The 20,001-nt window shown below is 49.8% G+C and carries 20 protein-coding genes; 9 read left to right on the top strand and 11 right to left on the bottom strand.

The window, feature by feature from the left end; all coding sequences use genetic code 11:
• The first annotated feature begins 2 nt into the window (after window positions 1-2).
• Both LN737_RS04795 and LN737_RS04800 read left to right on the top strand, forming a co-directional pair.
• Window positions 3-662 (top strand): hypothetical protein, encoded by a 660-nt coding sequence (locus tag LN737_RS04795; RefSeq protein ID WP_405516683.1) that lies wholly within the window; start codon window positions 3-5, stop codon window positions 660-662.
• A gap of 46 nt (window positions 663-708) precedes the next feature.
• Window positions 709-1,593 (top strand): metallophosphoesterase, encoded by an 885-nt coding sequence (locus LN737_RS04800; protein ID WP_405516684.1) that lies wholly within the window; start codon window positions 709-711, stop codon window positions 1,591-1,593.
• An 88-nt stretch (window positions 1,594-1,681) separates the two neighbouring features.
• On the opposite strand, the gene LN737_RS04805 is transcribed toward LN737_RS04800, so the two are convergent.
• The gene (locus LN737_RS04805; RefSeq protein WP_405516686.1) at window positions 1,682-2,446 is read right to left on the bottom strand and encodes a hypothetical protein; all 765 of its coding nucleotides are present in this window, start codon (window positions 2,444-2,446) and stop codon (window positions 1,682-1,684) included.
• Window positions 2,447-2,558: 112 nt separating this feature from the next.
• Here LN737_RS04805 and LN737_RS04810 point away from each other — a divergent pair, with 112 nt between their 5' ends.
• Window positions 2,559-4,187 carry an amidohydrolase family protein gene (locus LN737_RS04810; protein ID WP_405516688.1) on the top strand — a complete coding sequence of 543 codons (1,629 nt, stop codon included), beginning with the start codon at window positions 2,559-2,561 and terminating at the stop codon, window positions 4,185-4,187.
• Between the two features lie 93 nt (window positions 4,188-4,280).
• Here the strand turns inward: LN737_RS04810 and LN737_RS04815 are convergent, their stop codons facing one another.
• The 5 genes from LN737_RS04815 to LN737_RS04835 form a co-directional block, all read right to left on the bottom strand.
• Window positions 4,281-5,387: an alkene reductase gene (locus LN737_RS04815; RefSeq protein ID WP_405516690.1), complete on the bottom strand. Its 1,107-nt coding sequence runs from the start codon at window positions 5,385-5,387 to the stop codon at window positions 4,281-4,283.
• Between the two features lie 111 nt (window positions 5,388-5,498).
• Window positions 5,499-5,768, bottom strand: a complete 270-nt coding sequence (locus LN737_RS04820; RefSeq protein WP_405516692.1) for a helix-turn-helix transcriptional regulator — start codon at window positions 5,766-5,768, stop codon at window positions 5,499-5,501.
• A gap of 194 nt (window positions 5,769-5,962) precedes the next feature.
• On the bottom strand, window positions 5,963-7,558 hold the full coding sequence (locus tag LN737_RS04825) for a M28 family peptidase (protein WP_405516694.1): 1,596 nt from the start codon (window positions 7,556-7,558) through the stop codon (window positions 5,963-5,965).
• 116 nt (window positions 7,559-7,674) lie between these two features.
• Window positions 7,675-7,842, bottom strand: coding sequence for a hypothetical protein (locus LN737_RS04830; protein WP_405516695.1), 168 nt, complete (start codon window positions 7,840-7,842; stop codon window positions 7,675-7,677).
• A gap of 83 nt (window positions 7,843-7,925) precedes the next feature.
• Window positions 7,926-8,693, bottom strand: coding sequence for a lysylphosphatidylglycerol synthase transmembrane domain-containing protein (locus LN737_RS04835; protein ID WP_405516697.1), 768 nt, complete (start codon window positions 8,691-8,693; stop codon window positions 7,926-7,928).
• Between the two features lie 121 nt (window positions 8,694-8,814).
• On the opposite strand from LN737_RS04835, the gene LN737_RS04840 reads away from it, so the two are divergent.
• The 6 genes from LN737_RS04840 to LN737_RS04865 are packed head-to-tail and all read left to right on the top strand — an operon-like array spanning window position 8,815 to window position 14,833.
• A complete protein-coding gene (locus tag LN737_RS04840; RefSeq protein WP_405516698.1) occupies window positions 8,815-10,890 on the top strand; it encodes a hypothetical protein in 2,076 nt (691 codons plus the stop codon).
• 4 nt (window positions 10,891-10,894) lie between these two features.
• Window positions 10,895-11,629: a glycosyltransferase family 2 protein gene (locus LN737_RS04845; RefSeq protein WP_405516699.1), complete on the top strand. Its 735-nt coding sequence runs from the start codon at window positions 10,895-10,897 to the stop codon at window positions 11,627-11,629.
• On the top strand, window positions 11,629-12,036 hold the full coding sequence (locus tag LN737_RS04850; protein WP_405516700.1) for a DUF2304 domain-containing protein: 408 nt from the start codon (window positions 11,629-11,631) through the stop codon (window positions 12,034-12,036). Before LN737_RS04845 ends, LN737_RS04850 begins: the two co-directional genes overlap by 1 nt.
• Window positions 12,037-12,039: 3 nt before the next feature.
• On the top strand, window positions 12,040-12,804 hold the full coding sequence (locus LN737_RS04855) for a glycosyltransferase family 2 protein (protein WP_405516702.1): 765 nt from the start codon (window positions 12,040-12,042) through the stop codon (window positions 12,802-12,804).
• Complete coding sequence (locus tag LN737_RS04860) at window positions 12,804-14,006, top strand: glycosyltransferase family 9 protein (RefSeq protein WP_405516703.1); 1,203 nt, start codon at window positions 12,804-12,806, stop codon at window positions 14,004-14,006. The genes LN737_RS04855 and LN737_RS04860 overlap by 1 nt, the downstream gene beginning before the upstream one ends.
• Before the next feature lie 50 nt (window positions 14,007-14,056).
• Window positions 14,057-14,833 carry an FkbM family methyltransferase gene (locus LN737_RS04865; protein WP_405516704.1) on the top strand — a complete coding sequence of 259 codons (777 nt, stop codon included), beginning with the start codon at window positions 14,057-14,059 and terminating at the stop codon, window positions 14,831-14,833.
• Between the two features lie 15 nt (window positions 14,834-14,848).
• On the opposite strand, the gene LN737_RS04870 is transcribed toward LN737_RS04865, so the two are convergent.
• Genes LN737_RS04870 through rfbF form a run of 5 tightly spaced genes read right to left on the bottom strand, consistent with a single transcriptional unit; the run spans window position 14,849 to window position 19,995 of the window.
• Window positions 14,849-15,829 (bottom strand): glycosyltransferase family A protein, encoded by a 981-nt coding sequence (locus tag LN737_RS04870; RefSeq protein ID WP_405516706.1) that lies wholly within the window; start codon window positions 15,827-15,829, stop codon window positions 14,849-14,851.
• A gap of 11 nt (window positions 15,830-15,840) precedes the next feature.
• Window positions 15,841-16,701, bottom strand: coding sequence for an NAD(P)-dependent oxidoreductase (locus tag LN737_RS04875; RefSeq protein ID WP_405516708.1), 861 nt, complete (start codon window positions 16,699-16,701; stop codon window positions 15,841-15,843).
• A 46-nt stretch (window positions 16,702-16,747) separates the two neighbouring features.
• Window positions 16,748-18,127 carry a lipopolysaccharide biosynthesis protein RfbH gene (gene rfbH, locus LN737_RS04880; RefSeq protein ID WP_405516709.1) on the bottom strand — a complete coding sequence of 460 codons (1,380 nt, stop codon included), beginning with the start codon at window positions 18,125-18,127 and terminating at the stop codon, window positions 16,748-16,750.
• Window positions 18,109-19,215 carry a CDP-glucose 4,6-dehydratase gene (gene rfbG / locus LN737_RS04885; protein ID WP_405516711.1) on the bottom strand — a complete coding sequence of 369 codons (1,107 nt, stop codon included), beginning with the start codon at window positions 19,213-19,215 and terminating at the stop codon, window positions 18,109-18,111. The genes rfbH and rfbG overlap by 19 nt, the downstream gene beginning before the upstream one ends.
• Window positions 19,216-19,221: 6 nt before the next feature.
• Window positions 19,222-19,995 carry a glucose-1-phosphate cytidylyltransferase gene (rfbF, locus tag LN737_RS04890; protein WP_405516713.1) on the bottom strand — a complete coding sequence of 258 codons (774 nt, stop codon included), beginning with the start codon at window positions 19,993-19,995 and terminating at the stop codon, window positions 19,222-19,224.
• Between the last annotated feature and the right edge of the window lie 6 nt (window positions 19,996-20,001).

A 20,001-nucleotide genomic window follows, 5' to 3' on the forward strand; every position in this document is an offset into this window, starting at 1 on the left:
ATATGAAGATTGTTCTACCTAAAATACCCTGGCTAATGGGTCTGGTACTGAGCTGGTCGGCCGTTGTGGCGCAACCGGCCACAAGTAGTAGAAGTAGTAGTGCTTCTGATACGGTTCGGGGCCCTTACACGCTTGTCGTAACAGTCGGGAGTGGACTTTCGTATTATGCTACGCACCTTGGTGTTCCGGCTCCGCTGGAACAGACACAGGTTAGCCGATTTGGTGTTCCGGCAATGCTCCGGCTCATGTGGTTTCCTGATCATCGGTTACGTATTGGATTAGAAACGGGCTGGACCACTATGTATAGCTATCGAGGTCAGGTTGCGGGGGAGTCTGCCCACGTATACGTATCAATGGTGCCAATTCTGCTTGTCTTCTCGATGCCTCTGGCCTGGCTAAGTGGTAATGAACGGAGTCTGGCCCGGCGGCTGGCTCTTTCGGTTGGAACAGGGGCTTATATAAATCATTCCCGGCTGGATTATGCCGGTACGGTAATGGCTAATTCAAACAGTCTGGGCTGGATGGCGGCCGGGTCGTATACGTACCCCATCGGCCGGCGATTCCGGGTAGCGGGAGAATTGAAGTGGTATGATGCCGTAGCTACAGAAAATTCAGCTTTTACGGCCGAGCTACAACTCGTATGGCGACCATTTTCGTGGTAAATACGTTGTAATTAAAAACAGGGTGGTCGTGTGTAAGTAGTACGTTATGGAACAGGAAAATAGTAAACGAGCGATTCTTTTTCTGAGCGATACGCAAGCTCCGATGTGGGTGGAGAAACTCGTGTTGCGTACGCATCAGAATACGAAGGCGACGCAGACCATTTTTGCGGAAATTTTACGTATACGCCCGGCCGTGCTCTACTGGCTTGGCGACATTGTTTCACTGGGGTATCGGAACAACAAATGGCGTATCATTGATCAGTTTCTCCTGAAATGCACTGAAGTCAGTACGGCTGTGTACGCCATTATGGGTAATCACGACGTAATGGGACGACCGCGGAAAGGTGCCCGGAATTTTCAGAAGCGTTTTCCGGAGCATAGCCCTACCGGTTACGTAAAAACGACCGATGCCATAGCGGTTGTGATGCTGAATTCAAATTTCAGTATGCTCTCTGTGGCCGATCTGGTGAAGCAGCAAACCTGGTATGAGCAGACATTGGCTGATCTGGATGCTGATCCGGAAATCAAAGTTGTTGTGGTTACCTGTCATCATGCTCCTTATTCAAACAGCAAGCTGGTCGGTTCATCAAAACTCGTACAGCAGCGCTTTGTGCCGCCATACGTTCGTTCGCAGAAAGCCCGGCTTTTTATTACAGGTCATTCTCACGCTTTTGAACGCTACGAATTCGAGGGAAAAACATTCCTGGTTATTGGTGGGGGCGGAGGGCTTCGCCAACCCCTGAATACGTCGCCCAGCCGCTTGCCTGATCTGGCACTGGATTACAAACCGATGTTTCACTACCTGGCCGTTCGACGTGAGGGAGAAGGTCTTTCGTTAACGTCCTATTGCCTGAATAAAGATTTTTCAGGCTTTTCCGAAGGGTATCATTTCGAAATTCCGGCTGGTATAAGTGAGTCGGTGGCTAGTTGATGAATAGGCGGACCAATTGATTTTCTGACTCTGTAGATTCTACTGTAACTATGATCAGCTACAAACCCTTAGGAGCAACGTACTGAGCTTATTGCTCCTCGACTGTTCCGGCACCTAAGTTTGAAAAGAGCGTTTGCCAATACTGCGTTACGGCCGGATTGTTCTCTTTAACCGACGCATTGGGCTCGAATGGGAGAATCATGGTTATGTCGGGACTGCCAATTGTGTAGCGTTTTAGCTGTTCGACATCGGCTTTGGCCCATTCTTCCGCCTGAGCGTTGTCTTTCGGTGGTTTTATCTGAAAATCACGACGGGTGGCACCTTTGACGCTCTCGATCATATCGCTCAGATAATACACTTTCACGGTGGAGCCCGATTCGTTGGCTTTTTGAATAACGGGTAGGCTAGCCCAGATATCTGTCTCCTGATTCGAGGCACTGGAGTTCTGAGCAACAAGCTGCTGAAGCACACGCTGGCGAATCTGCGCTTTTTCGCGGGAAAGCATCAGGTTAAACTCTGTTTCGGCGGCTTCACGGTCAGTAGCGCTGGAGGCCGAAACGTCTTCCATTTCGGTGCGGGTCGTTACGTTCAGCGCGCGGGCTTTGGAGGTGTTCTCGTGGATAAAGTACACGTCCAGTTTATCGCCTTTTTGCCGGATATTCTGGTCGATAATCTCGGTTATGGCCTGTTGGTATTTCTGCCCCACAAAGGCCGTGTTGACATTAACACTGCGGGTTTTATCGATAAAAATCAGGGTGTAAACAGGTTCGTCGGTAGTTGGCCGGGTTTTGTCGCCACCACCCGAGCAAGCAAAAAGGAGTAATAGGCTAAAAACTGCAATGTATTTTATCATAAGTATCAATAAGCTATCCTTGATTTGCCCGAACCTGTCAGTATAAGTCGCGTTGCAAAAATCCGGCAGATTCGCTTATCTTACAACTATTTACTCGACCAACTTCGTACTCATGGCCCGTTTTTACCACCGACTTTTTCTGATTCTTTACTTTTCGCTCTTCATTTTTCACACTCTCAGGGCACAGGTCGAGAAAGCGCCTTCACGACGAGAAGGCGATGGGCCGTTCGGAAAGCTCATCATTCGGGGTGTTACGTTAATCAACAGTACGGGCGCACCACCGATTGGTCCGGTCGATATTGTAGTCGAGAAAAACCGGATTACGCAGATTAAGCAGGTTGGTTATCCGGGTGTTCCGATTGACGCGAAAAACCGTCCGCAGGCCGCATCGGCTGACAAAGAATTAAACTGTGAAGGGATGTACCTGATGCCCGGCTTTGTGGATATGCACGGTCATATTGGCGGGCAGGCTCAGGGCGCCAACGCTGAATACGTATTCAAATTATGGTTAGCGCACGGTATCACAACCATACGTGACCCCTCCTGCGGTAACGGACTGGATTGGGTACTGGAACACCGAGCTAAAAGCGAACGTAACGACATTACAGCGCCACGGATCAAAGCGTATACCGTATTTGGGCAGGGGTCAAAAGAGCCGATCAGCACACCCGAACAGGCCCGCGCCTGGGTGCAGCAAAATGCCAAACGGGGTGCCGACGGGATTAAATTCTTTGGCGCTGAGCCAACCATTTTCCGGGCCGCTCTGGAAGAAAACAAAAAACTCGGTTTACGGTCGGCTTGCCACCATGCGCAGCTGGAAGTGGCCCGGATGAATGCATTAGCGACTGCCAAAGCTGGTCTGACGTCGCTCGAACATTGGTATGGCCTCCCTGAAGCGCTGTTTGACGATAAAACAGTCCAGAATTATCCGGCTACGTATAATTACAACAACGAGCAGAACCGCTTTGAAGAAGCAGGCAATTTGTGGCAACAGGCCGCGAAACCCGGCTCCGATCGCTGGAATAAGGTGATGGATGAATTGATTTCACTGGATTTCACGCTCGACCCCACATTCAATATCTACGAAGCGAACCGCGAACTGATGCTGGCCCGACGTGCTGAATGGCACGATGAGTATACCATGCCCAGCCTCTGGCGGTTCTATGGCCCCAGTCGAATTTCGCACGGCTCATACTGGCATTCGTGGGGAACTGAACAGGAAGTGGCCTGGAAGAAAAACTACCAGCTCTGGATGGCGTTTATCAACGATTATAAAAACCGGGGTGGGCGGGTTACGGCGGGTTCCGATTCCGGGTTTATTTATCAGCTGTATGGCTTTGCCTATATACGCGAACTTGAACTTTTACGGGAGGCTGGTTTTCATCCGCTCGAAGTTGTTCAGGCGGCTACGTTGAAAGGGGCTGAAGCACTTGGTATGGCCGATCAGATTGGCTCTGTGGAGGTTGGCAAACTAGCCGATTTTGTGATTATCGATCAGAATCCCCTGGCAAATTTGAAGGTGCTCTACGGAACGGGCGCGATTCATCTGAATGACAAAAACGAAGTCGAGCGAGTGGGTGGCGTTACGTATACGGTGAAAGACGGGGTCGTGTTCGATGCCAAAAAACTGCTGGCTGATGTTCGTAAAATGGTAGCAGAAGCCAAGCAGAAGGAAAATTTTGACATTACACAGCCTGGGATTTCACCGAAACCGGGAAAAGTATCAAGCGGAAAAAATTAACTACACAGGGTGTTAGAAGATTTAAGTAAAAACGGGTTGTGATCTAGTTTATCACAACCCGTTTTTGTAAGACATTAAAAAATATGTGGAAGGCTAGGCTTCAACTTCGACTAAAGTTGGATAGTCGACGTAACCCTGTTCAAAACCTTTTGGACCGGGTGCGTAGAGCGTTGCCGGATCAAGCTGAGCTAATTCTGCGCCTGTCTCCAGACGTTCGACCAGGTCGGGGTTGGCAATGAATGGACGCCCAAATGCGACCAGATCTGCTTTTCCGCTTTCGAGATCGGCTTCGGCCAGATCAGCCGTATAGCTGCCACATAAAATCAGAGTGCCTTTAAAGTTCTCCCGAATGGCGTCAACAGTAGCGGCCGGTACTGGGGGCGCTCCCATGCCCGAATGATCGACCAGATGCAGATAAACCAGGCCTAGTTTGTTCAACTGGCTGGATAAATAAACATATAAATCGTGGGTATCCTCCGCATGGGGCAACAGATCGCCCGCGGCACCGAACGGCGACAGGCGCAAACCTACCCGGTTGGCACCGATAGCGGCAATTGTTCCGGCCGCTATTTCGAGTAAGAAACGAGCCCGATTTTCGACAGAGCCACCATATTCATCCGTACGCTGATTGCTGCGATCGCTTAAAAACTGTTCAATCAGATAGCCATTCGCGCCGTGTAGCTCAATTCCGTCGAAACCGGCTTCAACAGCGTTTTTCGCGGCCTGAACGAACTCCTGCACCGTTGCTTTTACGTCAGCGTTGGTCATTTCGCGCGGGGTAGCGTTGGGAACGAGCCCTTCCGTATCTGTCCACATATTACCAGCCGCAGCTACCGACGACGGTGCCAGTATCTCTGCACCCTGAGGCATATTGGCGCCGTGAGAAATTCGGCCCGTGTGCATCAACTGGACAAAAACCTTACTGCCTTTGTCGTGTATCGCAGACGTTACTTTCTTCCAGCCTTCAATCTGTTCGGCGTTGTAAATACCAGGTATCCGGGCGTAACCGAGCCCATTGGGCGAAGGCGAGGTGCCTTCCGTAATAATCAAACCTGCCGAAGCTCGTTGAGCGTAATAGTCGGCAATCATGTCGTTTGGGATATTCCCAATAGCGCGACTCCGGGTCATTGGAGCCATTACAATGTGGTTGGCGAGAGTCAGCCCGCCGAGGGTAGCTTTGGAAAACAGTTTCTGGGCCATAATGTAGCAGTTTTAGTATGAAGCATGCGTAACGAATTGCTTCAAATCCTTCCTGCTAACACATCGATATATTTAAAAGTTTGGATGAATTGATTAAAATAATTGACTCGACTATACTAAACCATCTAAAAAAGTGGTCAGTTGCTGAATGGCTTCTTTATTCAAACGCAGATGGGCAGTACGTCCGTCCTTGGTTGAGTTAACTAAACCGCTGTCGATCAGAAGTTTAATATGGTGTGAAACACAAGGCTGCGATAAACCCACCAATTCCATTACGTCGGTATTGGTCAACGTCTCTTTTTTAGCCAGTTCGAGAAGAATTGATAGTCGTGATTTATCAGCGATGGCCCCCGTCGCTTTTTCGACAAATTTGCAGTCCATGGTCGTTTAAAGATCTGAGGTAGAGAGTTATATCGCATCGAAAATGTGTGATAACTCCCTACCTGCTTACTTGTAAAGCTAACAAAATTTGCCTGAGTCTGGTGCGAACGTCGTATTAATCGGTTTACCAGGAGTCAAATTGACTAGTAATGTATACAAAACACACGATTGCCAGGCGACCAGCTAGCGCGTAATTATTGTTTATGGCTGTCAACGACCAGGCGTTGGTCGCGGTTGGCGATATCCCAGGCCGTATAGAAGACCAACCGGGCGCTACGTTCGGCCAGCTTGAAATCTATTTTTTCGACATCATCCGTGGGTTGATGGTAGTCGGCGTGCAGCCCGTTGAAATAGAAAATAATGGGTATCTGGTGCTTGGCAAAGTTATAATGATCGGAACGATAGTAAATCCGTTCGGGGTCCTGCGGATCATTGTACTTGTAATCCAGCTCCATTTTTGTGTATTTCTGATTAGCCGCTTCGCTGATTTTATGCAATTCTGACGAGAGCTTGTCGGAGCCAATCACGTAAATGTAATTATCGGATTTTCCCTGATGCAGGTCATCTACGCGACCGACCATATCAATATTCAGGTCACCGACGGTTTTATCCAATGGAATGACCGGGTCCATGTCGGCGTAATATTCTGAACCTAACAGCCCTTTCTCTTCACCCGATACGGTCAGAAACAGGATAGACCGGCGCGGACCTTTACCGGCGGCCTTAGCCTGCGCAAATGCCTGTGCAATTTCAAGCACCGATACCGTTCCCGAGCCATCATCATTAGCTCCGTTGTTTACCTGCCCGTTCGGACTGATACCAATGTGGTCGTAATGTGCCGAAACAATCAGTACTTCATCTTTTTTGTCGGTGCCTTCCAGAAAGCCCAGTACGTTCGACGACTCGGTTTTTTCGTCGATCCGATCCGCTTTAACACTCACTTTACCCGTTATTGTCAATGCGACAGGCTTTGCCGAGTGGGTAATCGCCGTTTTGATCTGACTGAGCGTATCGGCAGACGTATTGAGTAAGGCAGCCGCCGACTCAGGAGCAACCAGAAATATACCGACCGAGCTTACATTTTCGGAACCCGGTTTCAGGCCGAGCCGATTAAAGCGTTTCTGCATACTGCCCCGTTGCGAAAGGAGTTGTTTAAACGCTTCGGCCGATTCTGCCGAAATAATGAACACCTGAGCGGCTCCTTTTTGCTTCGCTACGATACTTTTGGCCCGCCAGCCGTTTTGCCCACCCCATTTGGATGCTTCGTCGGTACCGCTCAGCCGTTTTTTGCCATCAGCGGTTAGTGGCTCATCTTCCAGCATCACAACAGCTTTGCCCGATACGTCGCGCCCGGCGTAGTCGTCGTATGTGGGCTCGCTAATGCCATAGCCGACAAATACCGTTTCGTAGCTGGTCTCGGTAGGTACGTACAGCAAACCGTTCACCAGAAAATCTTTCAGGTATTCGAGTCGTTTGCCACCCGCGCTGACGTAAAATTCACCCCAGGTTTTTTGGTAAAGCGTAAAATGCTGTTGATAATCTAACTTGCCTGCTTCAGTTTTTACAATTGGTTTCAGACCAAACGCAGCAAACTGGCTGGCAACGTAGTCAGCTGCTTTTCGCTGGCCACGCGTTCCGGTTTCGCGGCCTTCCATATCGTCGGCCGCCAGAATTCGAAGCTGTTTTTCGAGGTCAATGGCCGTAATGGTGTTGGCAAACTTCTCCTGTGCAAGGCTCAATAAAGGCAGTCCGAGTAAACCAGCTGCCAATAGAAATGGCTTATAAGTCATTAATTTGATTCAATTGAGGATGTTTGGGTAGCTAAAAATACGACAGATACAGGCACCATTCAATAGCGAGACTGCTATCGCTTACTAAAACGATTGGAGGGCCCCATTTCGCATTTTCATTTTGCCGTACTCGTTGTTGACGAAGAGGGTCTGGTCGAAATCAGCATGGGTACGACCAGAAAACTAATACTGCTGAGTAATAGGGTTAAACTAAAACCGACGGCGTGCATGAACGTAGCGGCAACAACACTTTCGGTTTCGGAAAGGCCATACAGCAGCAGCACACGGCTTACCAGAAAATGATACGTTCCTAAACCGCCCTGTGTCGGTACGGCTATTCCGCCCAGAGAACTGACCGTCAGGATGGTTAAGGCGGCTGTTGGGGGAGGGTCAGAGTCTGCGACGAGGTGAAGAACAGAACATACGTAGCCAGAAAAACCAGCATGTAGCTAAGCAGGGTAAACCCAATAAATAGCCACGGGCGTTTTATTCGTTGAATACCCATAAACCCGTTGCCAATGCCCCGGCCAATGGTGATTAACCGAATAACAACCGGATGTTGGCGAAACGCAATACGTCGAAAGAGCCAGTATATCAGCCCTGCCGCTAATACCCCCGCTACCAGTAATCCAACAAGCAAAGAGGAATTGTTGGCTGAAAGTCGGGTTTGTAAAGGCGATAGAAGGCCAAGGAGATAATAGCCAACCCGTTTGAATTCCAGCAGAAATGTTAGACCGACCAGCAACCCCAGCATCAGCAAATCCACCACTCGTTCGGCGACTACTGAACCAATTCCCTGGGTGATTGGTACGTTGTCGGTACGTTGCAGTGTGCCGCAACGCGTCAGTTCGCCCGCGCCGGGAACAATCATACTGGCCAGCATACCCGCCAGCATGGCTACGGTTGTATGCAGGAGCGACGGACGATAACCGAGTGCGTGTAGGGTCAATTGCCAGCGGGCTGCTCTAACGAGGTGATAGAAGACCAGAATAAGACCAAACAACGCCAGCCACCCATAATTTGCCTGCCTAAACTGAACAGCCAGCGCCGAGATGGGGATATCTCTGAGTACGTACCATAACAAGCCAATGGCCAGCAAGATCGGCAAGCCCTGCCGCACCAACGTCTTATTCATGTGGCCAAATTAGCTATTTTCGGAAACACAATAATCGTATTTTCGCGGACCGATAGGGTATTCGCAAGTTTGACTACGTATCGCTTGACGTTCAATTCCTAAGCGTGCTGTAATCTGGTTTATGTCAAAGAAAAAGAAAAGTACGTCTGCCGCTTCGGCGGCTAATCCGGTAGTTAGGCCGCAAACACCCCCTGTTGTGTCGTCGCAACGCTCTGAGTCTCCGAAACCGCTGGATGGGGAAGAAACAGAACAATCCAGTCCGTTAATCCGGTTCGACAAACGGGTGAAATGGACACTGGGCATTTTTGCCGGGCTGTTTTTACTAATGGTGCTGCTTAAATGGCATTACGTGTCGGTACCGATCTGGAATCGCCTTTTGCCCGACGGTTCGCCCGAAACGAGAGGCCTGATAGCGGGAAAACCCCGGCAAATCCGGATGGATGATTATGCGGTGGCTACTCCCTGGGTCATGTCGAATGCCAATAATGGGTATCCGGATGAGAATGAGGCTATTGGTGGGTTAAAATCGGCCCTGCTGATTACGGTTGCCAAACATCCAGTGGCTTTTTTCAAATTCAGTGAATGGGGGTATCTGATCTTTGATCTTGAACGGGGGTACTCGTGGGGCTTTCTGAGCGGACCACTTATCCTGCTGGTTGGCTCGTTTCTGTTTTTCCTGCTTGTCTCCCGAAATCAGTTCTGGCTATCTATTACAGGTACGCTTGCGCTGCTGCTCTCGTCTGGTACGGTTTCCTGGTCATTCATTCCAAGTTCGATGATAGGGTATTGTTGTGGGGCGTTCGTAGCAGTCGCTTACCTGTTGCAGTCAACAAAACGCTCCACCATCCTGCTGGCGAGCGGGTTGCTGATCTGGATTGCGGTTAGCTACGCGCTAAGCCTTTACCCGCCTTATCAGGTGCCGCTGGCGTATTTGTTTGCTCTGCTGCTGGTTGGGTATTTCCTCAACGAACGCGCCCGGATTTTACCGCTGCAGGCTGTCCCCTTCAAGTTGATCGGTTTGGTGGGAGCAACGGCACTGGCTGGCATCATCGTTTATCTGTTTAAGGAAGACGTTCAGGAGACAGTCAAGGCAGTTACAGGGACAGTATATCCGGGCAAACGTAGCGAAGTTGGTGGAACAGGCTTCATTGCCAACTGGTATTCCGAATATTACAGCTGGCTGTTTTCAGATGCGAAATTTCCGAAGAACTGGCTCAATACCTGCGAAATGGCGCATTACCTAAACTTCGCGCCAACCATCATCCCCTTCAGTATTGCCCTGTTCTACGTTACCAAACGGATCGACTGGATGGTCGTGATGGCGGCTGTTTTTGTCCTGCTGATGCTGATCTGGATAGAAGTTGGTTTTCCGAAAGATCTGGCAACGATTTCGCTGATGAGCATGTCGCCCACCCGACGGACGCAGATTCCAATGGGTATCGGGGGAATTATCCTGTTGTTTTTGTATCTGGGGTCATTGAAAAACGTTAAGGTTCAAACACCGGGCTGGATTACAACGGCCTGCGTGCTGGCTACCGTGATTTTTGTTGTGTATACTGCTTACATCAATATCAATGATTCGGATGGGTTAATCAAAAGTTATCAGACGTTCCTGCCGGTGGTATTTTTTATCGGTATGAATATTCTGCTGGTTTTTTCGCTGAACATTCCGCAGCGGATTCCCATTTTCTGCGCGGGCATCCTGCTGTTTCTGCTGCCTAATCTAAAAGTAAATCCGCTCTCTGTTGGGCTTAGCCCAATTACCGAAAATCAATTGTATAAAACCGTGCGGGCCATTGTTGAGAAAGACCCCGAAGCGCGCTGGCTTGTCAATGGGAATCAATACATTACGTATATGATAACGGCTACCGGCGCCAAACAGATTACAGGCGTAAAATTCATTCCTGACCGGCAGCATATTTTCAGCGTGCTCGATCCGCAGATGAAGCGGGATTCGGCCTATAACCGGTATGCACACGTAACGAACCAGAGCTACATCAACGGACGCGATACGGTGGTGCTGGTCAACCAGTTTGAAGACGCCTATGTAATTGCCATGGACCCCTGTTCGCCCAGGATGAAGAAGCTGAACGTAAAGTATCAGCTATTCGACCACCAGCCGCAGCCGGTTGAGGTGCGGTGCATGTCGTCGGTTGCTACGTTGGGCTCGCTGACTATTTATCAGGCCAATCCGTAAGTCTATGAATGTTGACCAACCCCGAATTCTGGTGATTGTGCCTTGTTTTAACGAACAGAGTGCCATTGCCGGGGTGGTACGTGATCTGGACTCGATACGGCAGCGCGAGAAGTATCAGCTGGATATACTGGTCGTCAACGATTGCTCGACTGACAAGTCAATCCAGATTATTCAAACTTTGCCCTGCCTGTGTTTGAATTTACCGGTAAATCTTGGCATTGGCGGGGCCATGCATAGCGGATATCGATACGCTTATCAGCGGGGTTATGATATTGCGGTTCAGGTCGATGGCGATGGGCAGCATCCCGGCGATCAGTTACCGGTGGTTCTTCAGCCTATTCTTCAGCAGGAGGCCGATATATGCATTGGTTCCCGGTTTATTCAGCATGAGGGGTTTCAGTCGTCGTTTACTCGTCGGCTCGGTATTCGTTATTTTCGATGGCTAAATCAATTGCTGATCGGTAAAACGATTCACGACAGTACGTCCGGATTTCGGGCGTTTAACCGGCGTACTATCGAACTGGCCAATACGTATTACCCGGATGAATATCCTGAACCTGAGTCGATAGTACAATTTGGCTTGCAGGGATTACGTATGAAAGAAGTACCTGTTCGCATGCGTGAGCGTGAAGGTGGTGTTTCGTCCATTACGTCCACGCAGGCACTTTACTACATGTTCAAAGTGTCATTAGGCATTTTATTTACGTATTTTCGGTTGGTCAAAAAACGCAAACGCTAATGGCTTCGCTACCGATAACCATCCAGATTATTAGTCTTCTCGGAGCGTTTCTGGTCATGTTTTTTATTGGCCGACTTATCGTACGGGGTAAGTTGCGGGAAGAGTATGCCATCATCTGGATCATTTGTACGCTCATCCTGATTGTGTTCTCGATCTGGCGCCGGGGCATGGAACAGGTAGCGTTGGCCCTAGGCGTTTTCTACCCGCCTGCGCTGGCATTTCTGGCCGCTATTTTTGCCATTCTGGTGTTTCTGTTGCACATATCGGTTGTGGTTTCGCGGATGCAGAATCAGATCAAAACGCTCTCTCAGGAGATCGCGCTGCTCAAACAGGAACTTGAAACCCGACAGCCGGCAGTCAAGCCAAATCATGACCGTCTGGCCGAATCAACGTCGGTTTCCGATTAACGTATGCTGCCTTCCATTAGCGTTATTACACCCTCTTACAATCAGGGAAAATACATCCGGCAGACGGTCGAGTCGGTACTTTCGCAAACGTATCCGGAGCTTGAGTACATCGTTGTGGATGGGCTTTCAACCGATGATACGCTAGCTGTGCTTGAGCCGTATCGTGATCACCTGACGCTGATTTCTGAACGGGACAATGGTCAGACCGATGCCATCAACAAAGGACTCCGGCGGGCTTCCGGCGACATTGTCTGCTGGCTGAATTCAGATGACTTTTTTCTACCCGATACATTAATGACGGTGGGAACGTATTTTGAGCAACACCCTGCCGTTCTCTGGCTTACCGGCGATTGCCTGATTGTCGATGAAAAGGGGGCCGCTATTCAGGAGCCCGTTCGGCAATATAAGCGGTTGCTGAGAGCGTTATCGCCTTCGATTTACATGGGCGTTACGAATGCCATTTGCCAGCCCGCTACGTTCTGGCGACGGTCGTTGCACGATAAGCTGGGATATCTGAATGAATCGCTGCATTATACGATGGACTACGACTGGTGGCTTCGACTGAATCGGGTACAGGCTCCAGCCGTTTTAAAACAACCGCTGACGGCCTTCCGCATTCATGCGGAGTCGAAAGGAGGGAGCGAATACGAGGCACAGTTTGCGGAAGATTATCGCCTATGTTGCCAATACTGGCCGAATACGTCTGTTCGCTGGCTTCACAAACTTCATAACGAACTGATTAAAACGGTCTATCGCCAGATCAAATAATGCTCCAACGGTTTATTCGCCTGCTCAAGACATCGCCCCTGCTGGTTCCCGTTCTGGCGCTGATCGATCTGACCCTGCTGGCGGTTGATACGCTGGCCGTCTGGACGTCGCCCCGATCTTCGCTTTCCGTCCGTACGCTGGTCATTATGCGATTCGATGTACTGGGCGACTACCTACTGTTTCGAAATTACCTGTCTGCTATCCGCCAATCAGCAACGTATCGTAATTTCAGGATTGTGTTTGTCGGCAATAAAGCGTTGAAAACAATTGCAGAGACGTTTGATAATGAGTTGGTTGATACGTTTTTGTGGGTCGATATTTATAAACTGTCAACGCGTCCGCTGTATCGCTTTCGGGTGGTTCGACAGGTACGACAGCTTGGTGCAGATGTAGTTTTCTGCCCAACGTATAGCCGGGTACTGGTACTTGACGACTTTATGGCTCGTGTTTCGGGCGCTTCGGAGCGGATCGGCTGCCAGACCGACTACGTCAATATCAAGCGTTGGGAAGCTGCCCTGGGCGATCAACTGTATACGCGGTTGATTGATTCGGGCCCAGGCTTTGTTTTCGAACTGGAGCGCGACCGACGTATCGTGGAAGGCTTCCTGCAAAATCCTGTCACAATCCAGTTTCCCAAACTCGCTATTGAACGCGCCCAGGCGGTTGATCTGCCCAACAGGTTTGTTGTGTTTTCATTAGGAGCCGGGCAGGATTTTAAAATCTGGCCACCAGCTCGATTTGCGGTAGTCGCCAACTTTATTCAGAAATATAAGCCGGGTTATCAATTTGTTGTTACCGGCGTAGCGGATGATCGACCTCTGGTTGCTGAATTTAAAGCCGCCTTAACCGATACCAGCCAGGTGCAGGACCTGACGGGTCAGCTTAGCTTGCCGCAGCTTGTTTACGTGCTTTCTAAAGCTACGTTGCTGATTACTAACGAATCCGGAGCGGTTCATCTGGCTGCTTCCGTGAGCACCCCTGTCGTCAGTGTATCGCAGGGGAAAGCGCTTGTTCGGTGGCATCCGTATCCGGCAGATTTTCACCATTCGATTCATTACGTCTATCCGGATTTTATCCGGCAGCACAGCCATGACCTAATGGCTATTGCGCCCATGTTTAAACCCGAATCACCGTTTGCCATCACAGATATTTCCGTTGAGCGGGTAATTGAGGAAGTTGATAAACAGTGGTCGGTTCGTTAATTCGTTAATAAAGCATATTGCTACGTTCCTGACTCTTCTTTGCTATGGGTATGATCGACACACTCCGGATTTTTGCCAACAGATACCTGCCTAAGTCGGTGCTGCACCGGATACGGGATCTGCGCAATTTTATTGACGATACGGCCATGGCTCGTCCGCGACAGCGGTTTTACAGCCAGTTCATTCAGAAAGGAAGCCTGTGTTTCGATGTGGGGGCGAATATTGGCAATCGGGTAAAACCTTTTCTGGCGCTGGGAGCGCGGGTAGTCGCTATTGAGCCACAGAAAGAGTGTTGTGATATCCTGAAAAAACGCTTCAGCAATTCGATTGTCATTATCAACAAAGGACTGGGCGCGCAGGAAGAAAGCCGTGATTTCTACGTATCCGACGCATCGACCATCTCCACGTTTTCGAGTGACTGGATGGAAGCCACAACGGAAACCAAACGGTTTGAAGGCTATACCTGGTCGGAGACGCGCCGGGTCGAAGTAACGACGCTCGATCAGCTGATTGCTCAGTATGGTTTACCTGATTTTATAAAAATAGATGTCGAAGGCTTTGAGCAGGAAGTGATTAGTGGGTTGTCGCAGCCAGTTCCCATGCTGAGTTTTGAGTATGGCGTTCCTGAGTTCAGCGACCGACTGGAAAATAGTCTCCGGTTACTACAGCGAATTTATGACAATAAATTAGTGTGCAACTATGCGGCTCGCGAGGATATGGTCTGGAGCTTACCGAATTGGTTATCAGTGGAGGCCATGAGCGATCATATACGGGCAGAGGCTTTTTTAGCAACCTCGGCCGGCGACATCTATATTCGTTCGGCATGATGAAGAACCTTTCTGCTACGCTTTCGGCGTGTTTCGGTCGGCGAATTGCTCAAAAATGAAGCGCGCCAGCCAGGCGGGTAACCCATAGCGTATCCATTGCATGCATGTTCTGCGAAAACCCTGTTGATACGTCAGCGCATCTGTCCAGAAAAAATGAGACGTACCGTAATCATAAGCCTTCGCCAGAACCGCTGTTTTGATGAGACCAACCAGCGTCTGTCGGTCCGACCATTTTTCCAGTGGCCGCTGAGTCGTCAGCTTTGCGTTGGCTACGTCTTTTAAAATGTTGGGAATACCGACCAGCGTATAGAGCGGCCATTTACGCAGGTAACGCTGTGGCCCAAGTCGACAGATCACGATGGGAAAACTATAATACAGACACGGCTGCCCCTGGTTTCCACCCAGAATTGGTCCTAAAAAATTATAGCCGTAATACGTCTCTTTATAAAATTCTTTTCCGTTTTGCCAATTGTCGCGTCTGAACACCAGTGCCGTGATGAAACCCAGATGAATCGGGTTGAACTCGGAAATAAAGGAATCAAGCGAAAACGTAGCAGGCTGAAGATCAATACGGTATTCAAACAGATTGATGTATTCTTTTAGGTGTCGTTCCCCCCGCAGGCAGTTGAAATAGAAAATACCATAGGTCGGATGCGTTTCCAACTGCCGGATGATGGTCTCGATGGCGAACGGCATGGCCAGATCATCGTCGCCAAAAACCCATAAATACTCGCCGATTGAGTAAGTTGCGCATCGGGATATGCTATCGGCAATTTCTACCCGCTCCGTGAAATTTATGTACCGAACCACCGGATGATTCATAAAGGTATTCTCCAGCCAATCTGCCGTTCCATCCTCCGACGCATTGTTCAACAGCAAAAACTCGATTTTATCGGCGTGCGGCACAATCTGCTCCAACAAAGCCTGAACGCTAAGTTGAAGAAGCTCAACGCGGTTAAGGGTAGGAATAACAACCGACAACAAAGGTTTTTGCATGGGCAGAATGACTAACCGTGTAAACTGGCTAAGGCGCGATGCATTTTATCGACAGCACCCCAGGAAGCCATTGGCTCAAAGCTTCGATACGGATAATGCCCTACATTTAAGACCATTGCCGACTGAAATCTCTGTAAATGCTCGTCAACTAACTGCCGTACCGAAATGGGTTGTCCGCTGCAGCAGTTGATAATACCCGTAACCTGACTCTGACTGGCTAACTGGCAAAAAATCCGGGCTGCTTCCTGAACGGGCAAATAGTCGCGAAGTTGCTCTCCTCCCGACATATTAAACGACGGCTCATTACGCTGGATGGCGGTTTCCAGTTGAGAAAACAGCGAATTGGGGTGCTGGCCTTCGCCGTACATATAAAACAGACGAATCCAACGTAGCGTAAACGAAAAATCCGCTAGCAGCACTTCCAGAAATTTCCGCAGGCTGTCTTTGGCAATTCCGTACGGCGTGGTTGGATCGGGTACTATACGTTCATCCAGAAGCCCACTTGCCAGACCATACTCAAAACAGGAGCCTGCAATAGTCAGGTCAGTCAGGCCATTCTGAATAAGGTTTTCCAGAAAGGCGTACTGCGCAAACAGGTGTTGCCGGGTGTGTACAGCGCTAAGCGGGCGGCTGACATCGGGCCAGGCCAGATGGATAAGCGTATCGGGTTCGCCAAAAAAGCGGTATAAATCCTGATTGATACGTGGCTCACTGATTGTGTACTCAACAAACGTTACGTTGCTAAACCAGCTAAAGCCAGCTGCCCGACCGGTGCTCGGTGCGGTTACCGTCACCCGATGACCGCCATTCAGCAATTCGGCTACCAGATGACGACCCACAAATCCGGTTGCGCCCGTAACTAAACAATGCATAACGATCAGGAATTGTTCTTTGCCGACAACGTTAAGTGCTTCTGCTTTAGTGATTTACCCGAATGTAGTCACGCAGTTTCGTCACGATGTAGGCGTAATGGGTTTCAGTAAGCCCCGGCCATACGCCCAGCCAGAACGAGCGATTCATAACAATATCCGTATTCGTTAATTCCCCAACTACCCGGTGCGCAATGGATGCATAGGCAGGCTGACGGAGAATATTGCCGCCAAACAGCAGGCGTGTACCGATTTTGTTGCTCTCCAGATACTGAATCAATTTGTTCCGGTCAATTGGGCTCGTGTCGCGAATCGTGATCATATAGCCAAACCAGCTCGGATGGCTGTTAGGTGTGGCTTCGTGCAGGATAAAGTGCTCACTAAACGGTTGCAACATATGCCCCAGCAACGCATGGTTCTCCCGTCGGCGAGCCACAAACTGATCCGCTTTGCCCAACTGGTTCAGTCCAATGGCGGCCTGTGTATCGGTCACTTTTAGGTTGAAACCGATGTGGGAGTACGTGTATTTGTGGTCGTACCCATAGGGCAACGTACCGAGCTCCCAGCCAAACCGTTTGCCGCAGGTATTATCCTGACCTGTTTCGCAATAGCAGTCGCGACCCCAATCGCGAAAGCTCCGGGCAATCATTAGTAGTTTCAGGTTATTGACCAGGACCGAACCGCCTTCACCCATCGTAATATGGTGAGCCGGGTAAAACGATACCGTTGCCAGATCGCCGAACGTACCCGTTTTCTTCCCGTTGTACGTTGCCCCCAGCGAATCGCAGTCATCCTCAATCACCCATAGCTTATGCTTTTTGGCTACCTGCATCACCGCTTCCACATTAAACGGATTGCCCAGCGTGTGTGCCAGCATAATCGCTTTGGTTTTTGGGGTAATGGCTTCCTCCAGCAGCTGGGTATCAATGTTATACGAAGGGATTTCGATATCCAGAAAAACCGGTACCGCACCTGCCTGAATAATTGGATTGATGGTTGTTGGAAAACCAGCCGCTACCGAAATTACTTCATCGCCGGGCTTGATGGCCCGTTCTTCAAGTTTAGGAGATGTGAGGCTATAAAAGGCTACTAGGTTTGCCGAAGAACCGGAGTTTACGAGCAGCGACGCTTTGCTGCCAAACCACTTGGCAAACTGCCGTTCAAACTTTGCACCGAACCGACCAGTGGTTAACCAGGCATCCAGCGTAGCATCGACTCCGTAAAGTATGTCGTTGACGTCCAATATCTTACCTGTTACCGGAATGTAATCCCGGCCGGGCTCGATGGACTTATTGATGTTGCGCCGAATTTTGTCACTTAGGTAAGCAATGACGTCGGGATCATCAATATTCTTGAAGAGATTTCCCGCAATGGCCCCGGCTGTTTCGTTTGTTGGATCGGGTAAATCGTTCAGTTTGCCTGTGTCCATACGCTGTTTTGAAGTTGGGCATCACAAATGTAGTCGTATAAATCCGTTTCCGTAAGCAGCCTTCCCGCCTGGTAGTACGTTTGATACCAGCCTACGGTACGTTCAATCGCCTGCTTTGTGGACCAGACGGGCCGCCAGTTCAACTGCTGATTCGCTTTTGTACAATCCAGACGTAGCAAGTGAGCCTCATGAAGATTGGCACTGGCGGGCTGTTCATCGACACTGATCTTATCCCATTGAGTCTGCGCCTGTTCTATCACCGCCCGTACGGAAAGCACATCGTCTGTAGCAGGACCGAAATTCCAGCCTTCAGCGGCCTTTCCATTGCCTTCCAGCAACTGCTGCCCAAGGAGCAGGTACCCCGATAAAGGTTCAAGCACATGCTGCCAAGGTCGGATGGCTGTTGGGTTACGGATAACAACGGTTTGATTCTGGTTAGCGGCACGCATCAAATCGGGGAGGAGTCGGTCAGCGGCCCAGTCGCCCCCACCAATTACGTTACCCGCCCGCCCACTGGCAACCAGCGTCTGATGCTGACTACCGTACTGATTCGGGTTGAAATAAGCACTTCTGTAGCTGGCAGTTATCAGTTCCGCGCAACCTTTTGAAACACTATACGGGTCGTAACCACCCATCGGATCGGATTCACGTAGCGGATGTCCATCTTCAGGATTCTGATAAGATTTATCACTTGTTACAATCACTACTGCCCGTACAGAAGGGGTTTGCCGCACACACTCCAATACGTTTGCCGTACCGATAATATTCGTTTGCAGCGTTTCAAGCGGGTTCTGGTACGACTGACGTACCAAAGGCTGTGCTGCCAGATGAAAAACGATCTCCGGACGGGTCTGACTTATTACCTTCTGTAGACAACGTATGTTGTTGATATCGGCTTCGTGGGAGTCAATGGGTAGGTTCAGTAGCGGCCAGTGAGCCGGTTGGCTGGGCGTTGGCAGCGAGTACCCAACCACCTTAGCTCCTAACTGATGTAGCCAGAAAGCCAGCCAGGAACCTTTAAAGCCCATGTGCCCGGTGATCAGCACGGTTTTGTTGAGATAGCGACCACCAAAAAGAGTTGTCATCATAGCGCTTTACCAGATTTTCCACTCAGCTGTACCTGTCTCCCAGGCCATTTCCAGCTCGACTTTATCCCGTAGAGTATCCATCGGTTTCCAGTAGCCTTCGTGTTTGTATGCCATCAGTTGATTGTCCGTTGCTAACCGTTCGAGCGGGGTTCGTTCCCAACTGGTTGCGTCATTGTCGATGTACGCAAACACAACCGGTTCGCACACAAAGAAACCCGCGTTGATCCAGGCGCCATCGCCTTTGGGTTTTTCAAGAAACGAGCGGATGTGGTTATTCGACGCATCGACATCAAGCGAACCAAAGCGGCCCTGTGGCTGTACCGCCGTCATGGTGCAGGCTTTTTGATTGGTCCGATGAAAAGCAATAAGCTCCCGAATATTCACATTACCAACGCCATCGCCGTAGGTCAGCATAAAAGGTTCATCGCCCACGTGGTGCCTGATTCGCTTGATTCTGCCTCCGGTCATGGTTTCTTTGCCCGTATCCACCAGTGTTATTTTCCAGGGTTCGGCATAAGAGTTATGCGTTTGTATCTGATTGGTACTGAGGTCAATCGTTACGTCGGATTGATGCAGGAAGTAGTTGGCGAAATATTCTTTGACAATGTAGCCTTTATACCCTAGGCAGATAATGAACTCATTGAAGCCATAAGTCGAATAAATCTTCATGATATGCCAGAGAATGGGCATACCACCGATTTCTACCATAGGCTTGGGCTTAACAACCGTTTCTTCACTCAGGCGGGTGCCTAATCCGCCCGCGAGAATCACAACTTTCATAAAATC

Source organism: Spirosoma sp. KNUC1025, assembly GCF_045160025.1.
In the GTDB taxonomy this organism is placed as follows: domain Bacteria; phylum Bacteroidota; class Bacteroidia; order Cytophagales; family Spirosomataceae; genus Spirosoma.

What these genes read in the sequence shown, in the direction of transcription:
- LN737_RS04860 (WP_405516703.1), top strand. Translation starts at nt 12,804, where the DNA reads ATGCTCCAACGGTTTATTCGCCTGCTCAAGACATCGCCCCTGCTGGTT.
- LN737_RS04845 (WP_405516699.1), top strand. Translation starts at nt 10,895, where the DNA reads ATGAATGTTGACCAACCCCGAATTCTGGTGATTGTGCCTTGTTTTAAC.
- LN737_RS04825 (WP_405516694.1), bottom strand. Translation starts at nt 7,558, where the DNA reads ATGACTTATAAGCCATTTCTATTGGCAGCTGGTTTACTCGGACTGCCT.
- LN737_RS04800 (WP_405516684.1), top strand. Translation starts at nt 709, where the DNA reads ATGGAACAGGAAAATAGTAAACGAGCGATTCTTTTTCTGAGCGATACG.
- LN737_RS04805 (WP_405516686.1), bottom strand. Translation starts at nt 2,446, where the DNA reads ATGATAAAATACATTGCAGTTTTTAGCCTATTACTCCTTTTTGCTTGC.
- LN737_RS04875 (WP_405516708.1), bottom strand. Translation starts at nt 16,701, where the DNA reads ATGCATTGTTTAGTTACGGGCGCAACCGGATTTGTGGGTCGTCATCTG.
- rfbH (WP_405516709.1), bottom strand. Translation starts at nt 18,127, where the DNA reads ATGGACACAGGCAAACTGAACGATTTACCCGATCCAACAAACGAAACA.
- LN737_RS04850 (WP_405516700.1), top strand. Translation starts at nt 11,629, where the DNA reads ATGGCTTCGCTACCGATAACCATCCAGATTATTAGTCTTCTCGGAGCG.
- LN737_RS04795 (WP_405516683.1), top strand. Translation starts at nt 3, where the DNA reads ATGAAGATTGTTCTACCTAAAATACCCTGGCTAATGGGTCTGGTACTG.
- LN737_RS04840 (WP_405516698.1), top strand. Translation starts at nt 8,815, where the DNA reads ATGTCAAAGAAAAAGAAAAGTACGTCTGCCGCTTCGGCGGCTAATCCG.
- LN737_RS04835 (WP_405516697.1), bottom strand. Translation starts at nt 8,693, where the DNA reads ATGAATAAGACGTTGGTGCGGCAGGGCTTGCCGATCTTGCTGGCCATT.
- LN737_RS04855 (WP_405516702.1), top strand. Translation starts at nt 12,040, where the DNA reads ATGCTGCCTTCCATTAGCGTTATTACACCCTCTTACAATCAGGGAAAA.
- LN737_RS04870 (WP_405516706.1), bottom strand. Translation starts at nt 15,829, where the DNA reads ATGCAAAAACCTTTGTTGTCGGTTGTTATTCCTACCCTTAACCGCGTT.
- LN737_RS04820 (WP_405516692.1), bottom strand. Translation starts at nt 5,768, where the DNA reads ATGGACTGCAAATTTGTCGAAAAAGCGACGGGGGCCATCGCTGATAAA.
- LN737_RS04865 (WP_405516704.1), top strand. Translation starts at nt 14,057, where the DNA reads ATGATCGACACACTCCGGATTTTTGCCAACAGATACCTGCCTAAGTCG.
- rfbF (WP_405516713.1), bottom strand. Translation starts at nt 19,995, where the DNA reads ATGAAAGTTGTGATTCTCGCGGGCGGATTAGGCACCCGCCTGAGTGAA.
- LN737_RS04815 (WP_405516690.1), bottom strand. Translation starts at nt 5,387, where the DNA reads ATGGCCCAGAAACTGTTTTCCAAAGCTACCCTCGGCGGGCTGACTCTC.
- rfbG (WP_405516711.1), bottom strand. Translation starts at nt 19,215, where the DNA reads ATGATGACAACTCTTTTTGGTGGTCGCTATCTCAACAAAACCGTGCTG.
- LN737_RS04810 (WP_405516688.1), top strand. Translation starts at nt 2,559, where the DNA reads ATGGCCCGTTTTTACCACCGACTTTTTCTGATTCTTTACTTTTCGCTC.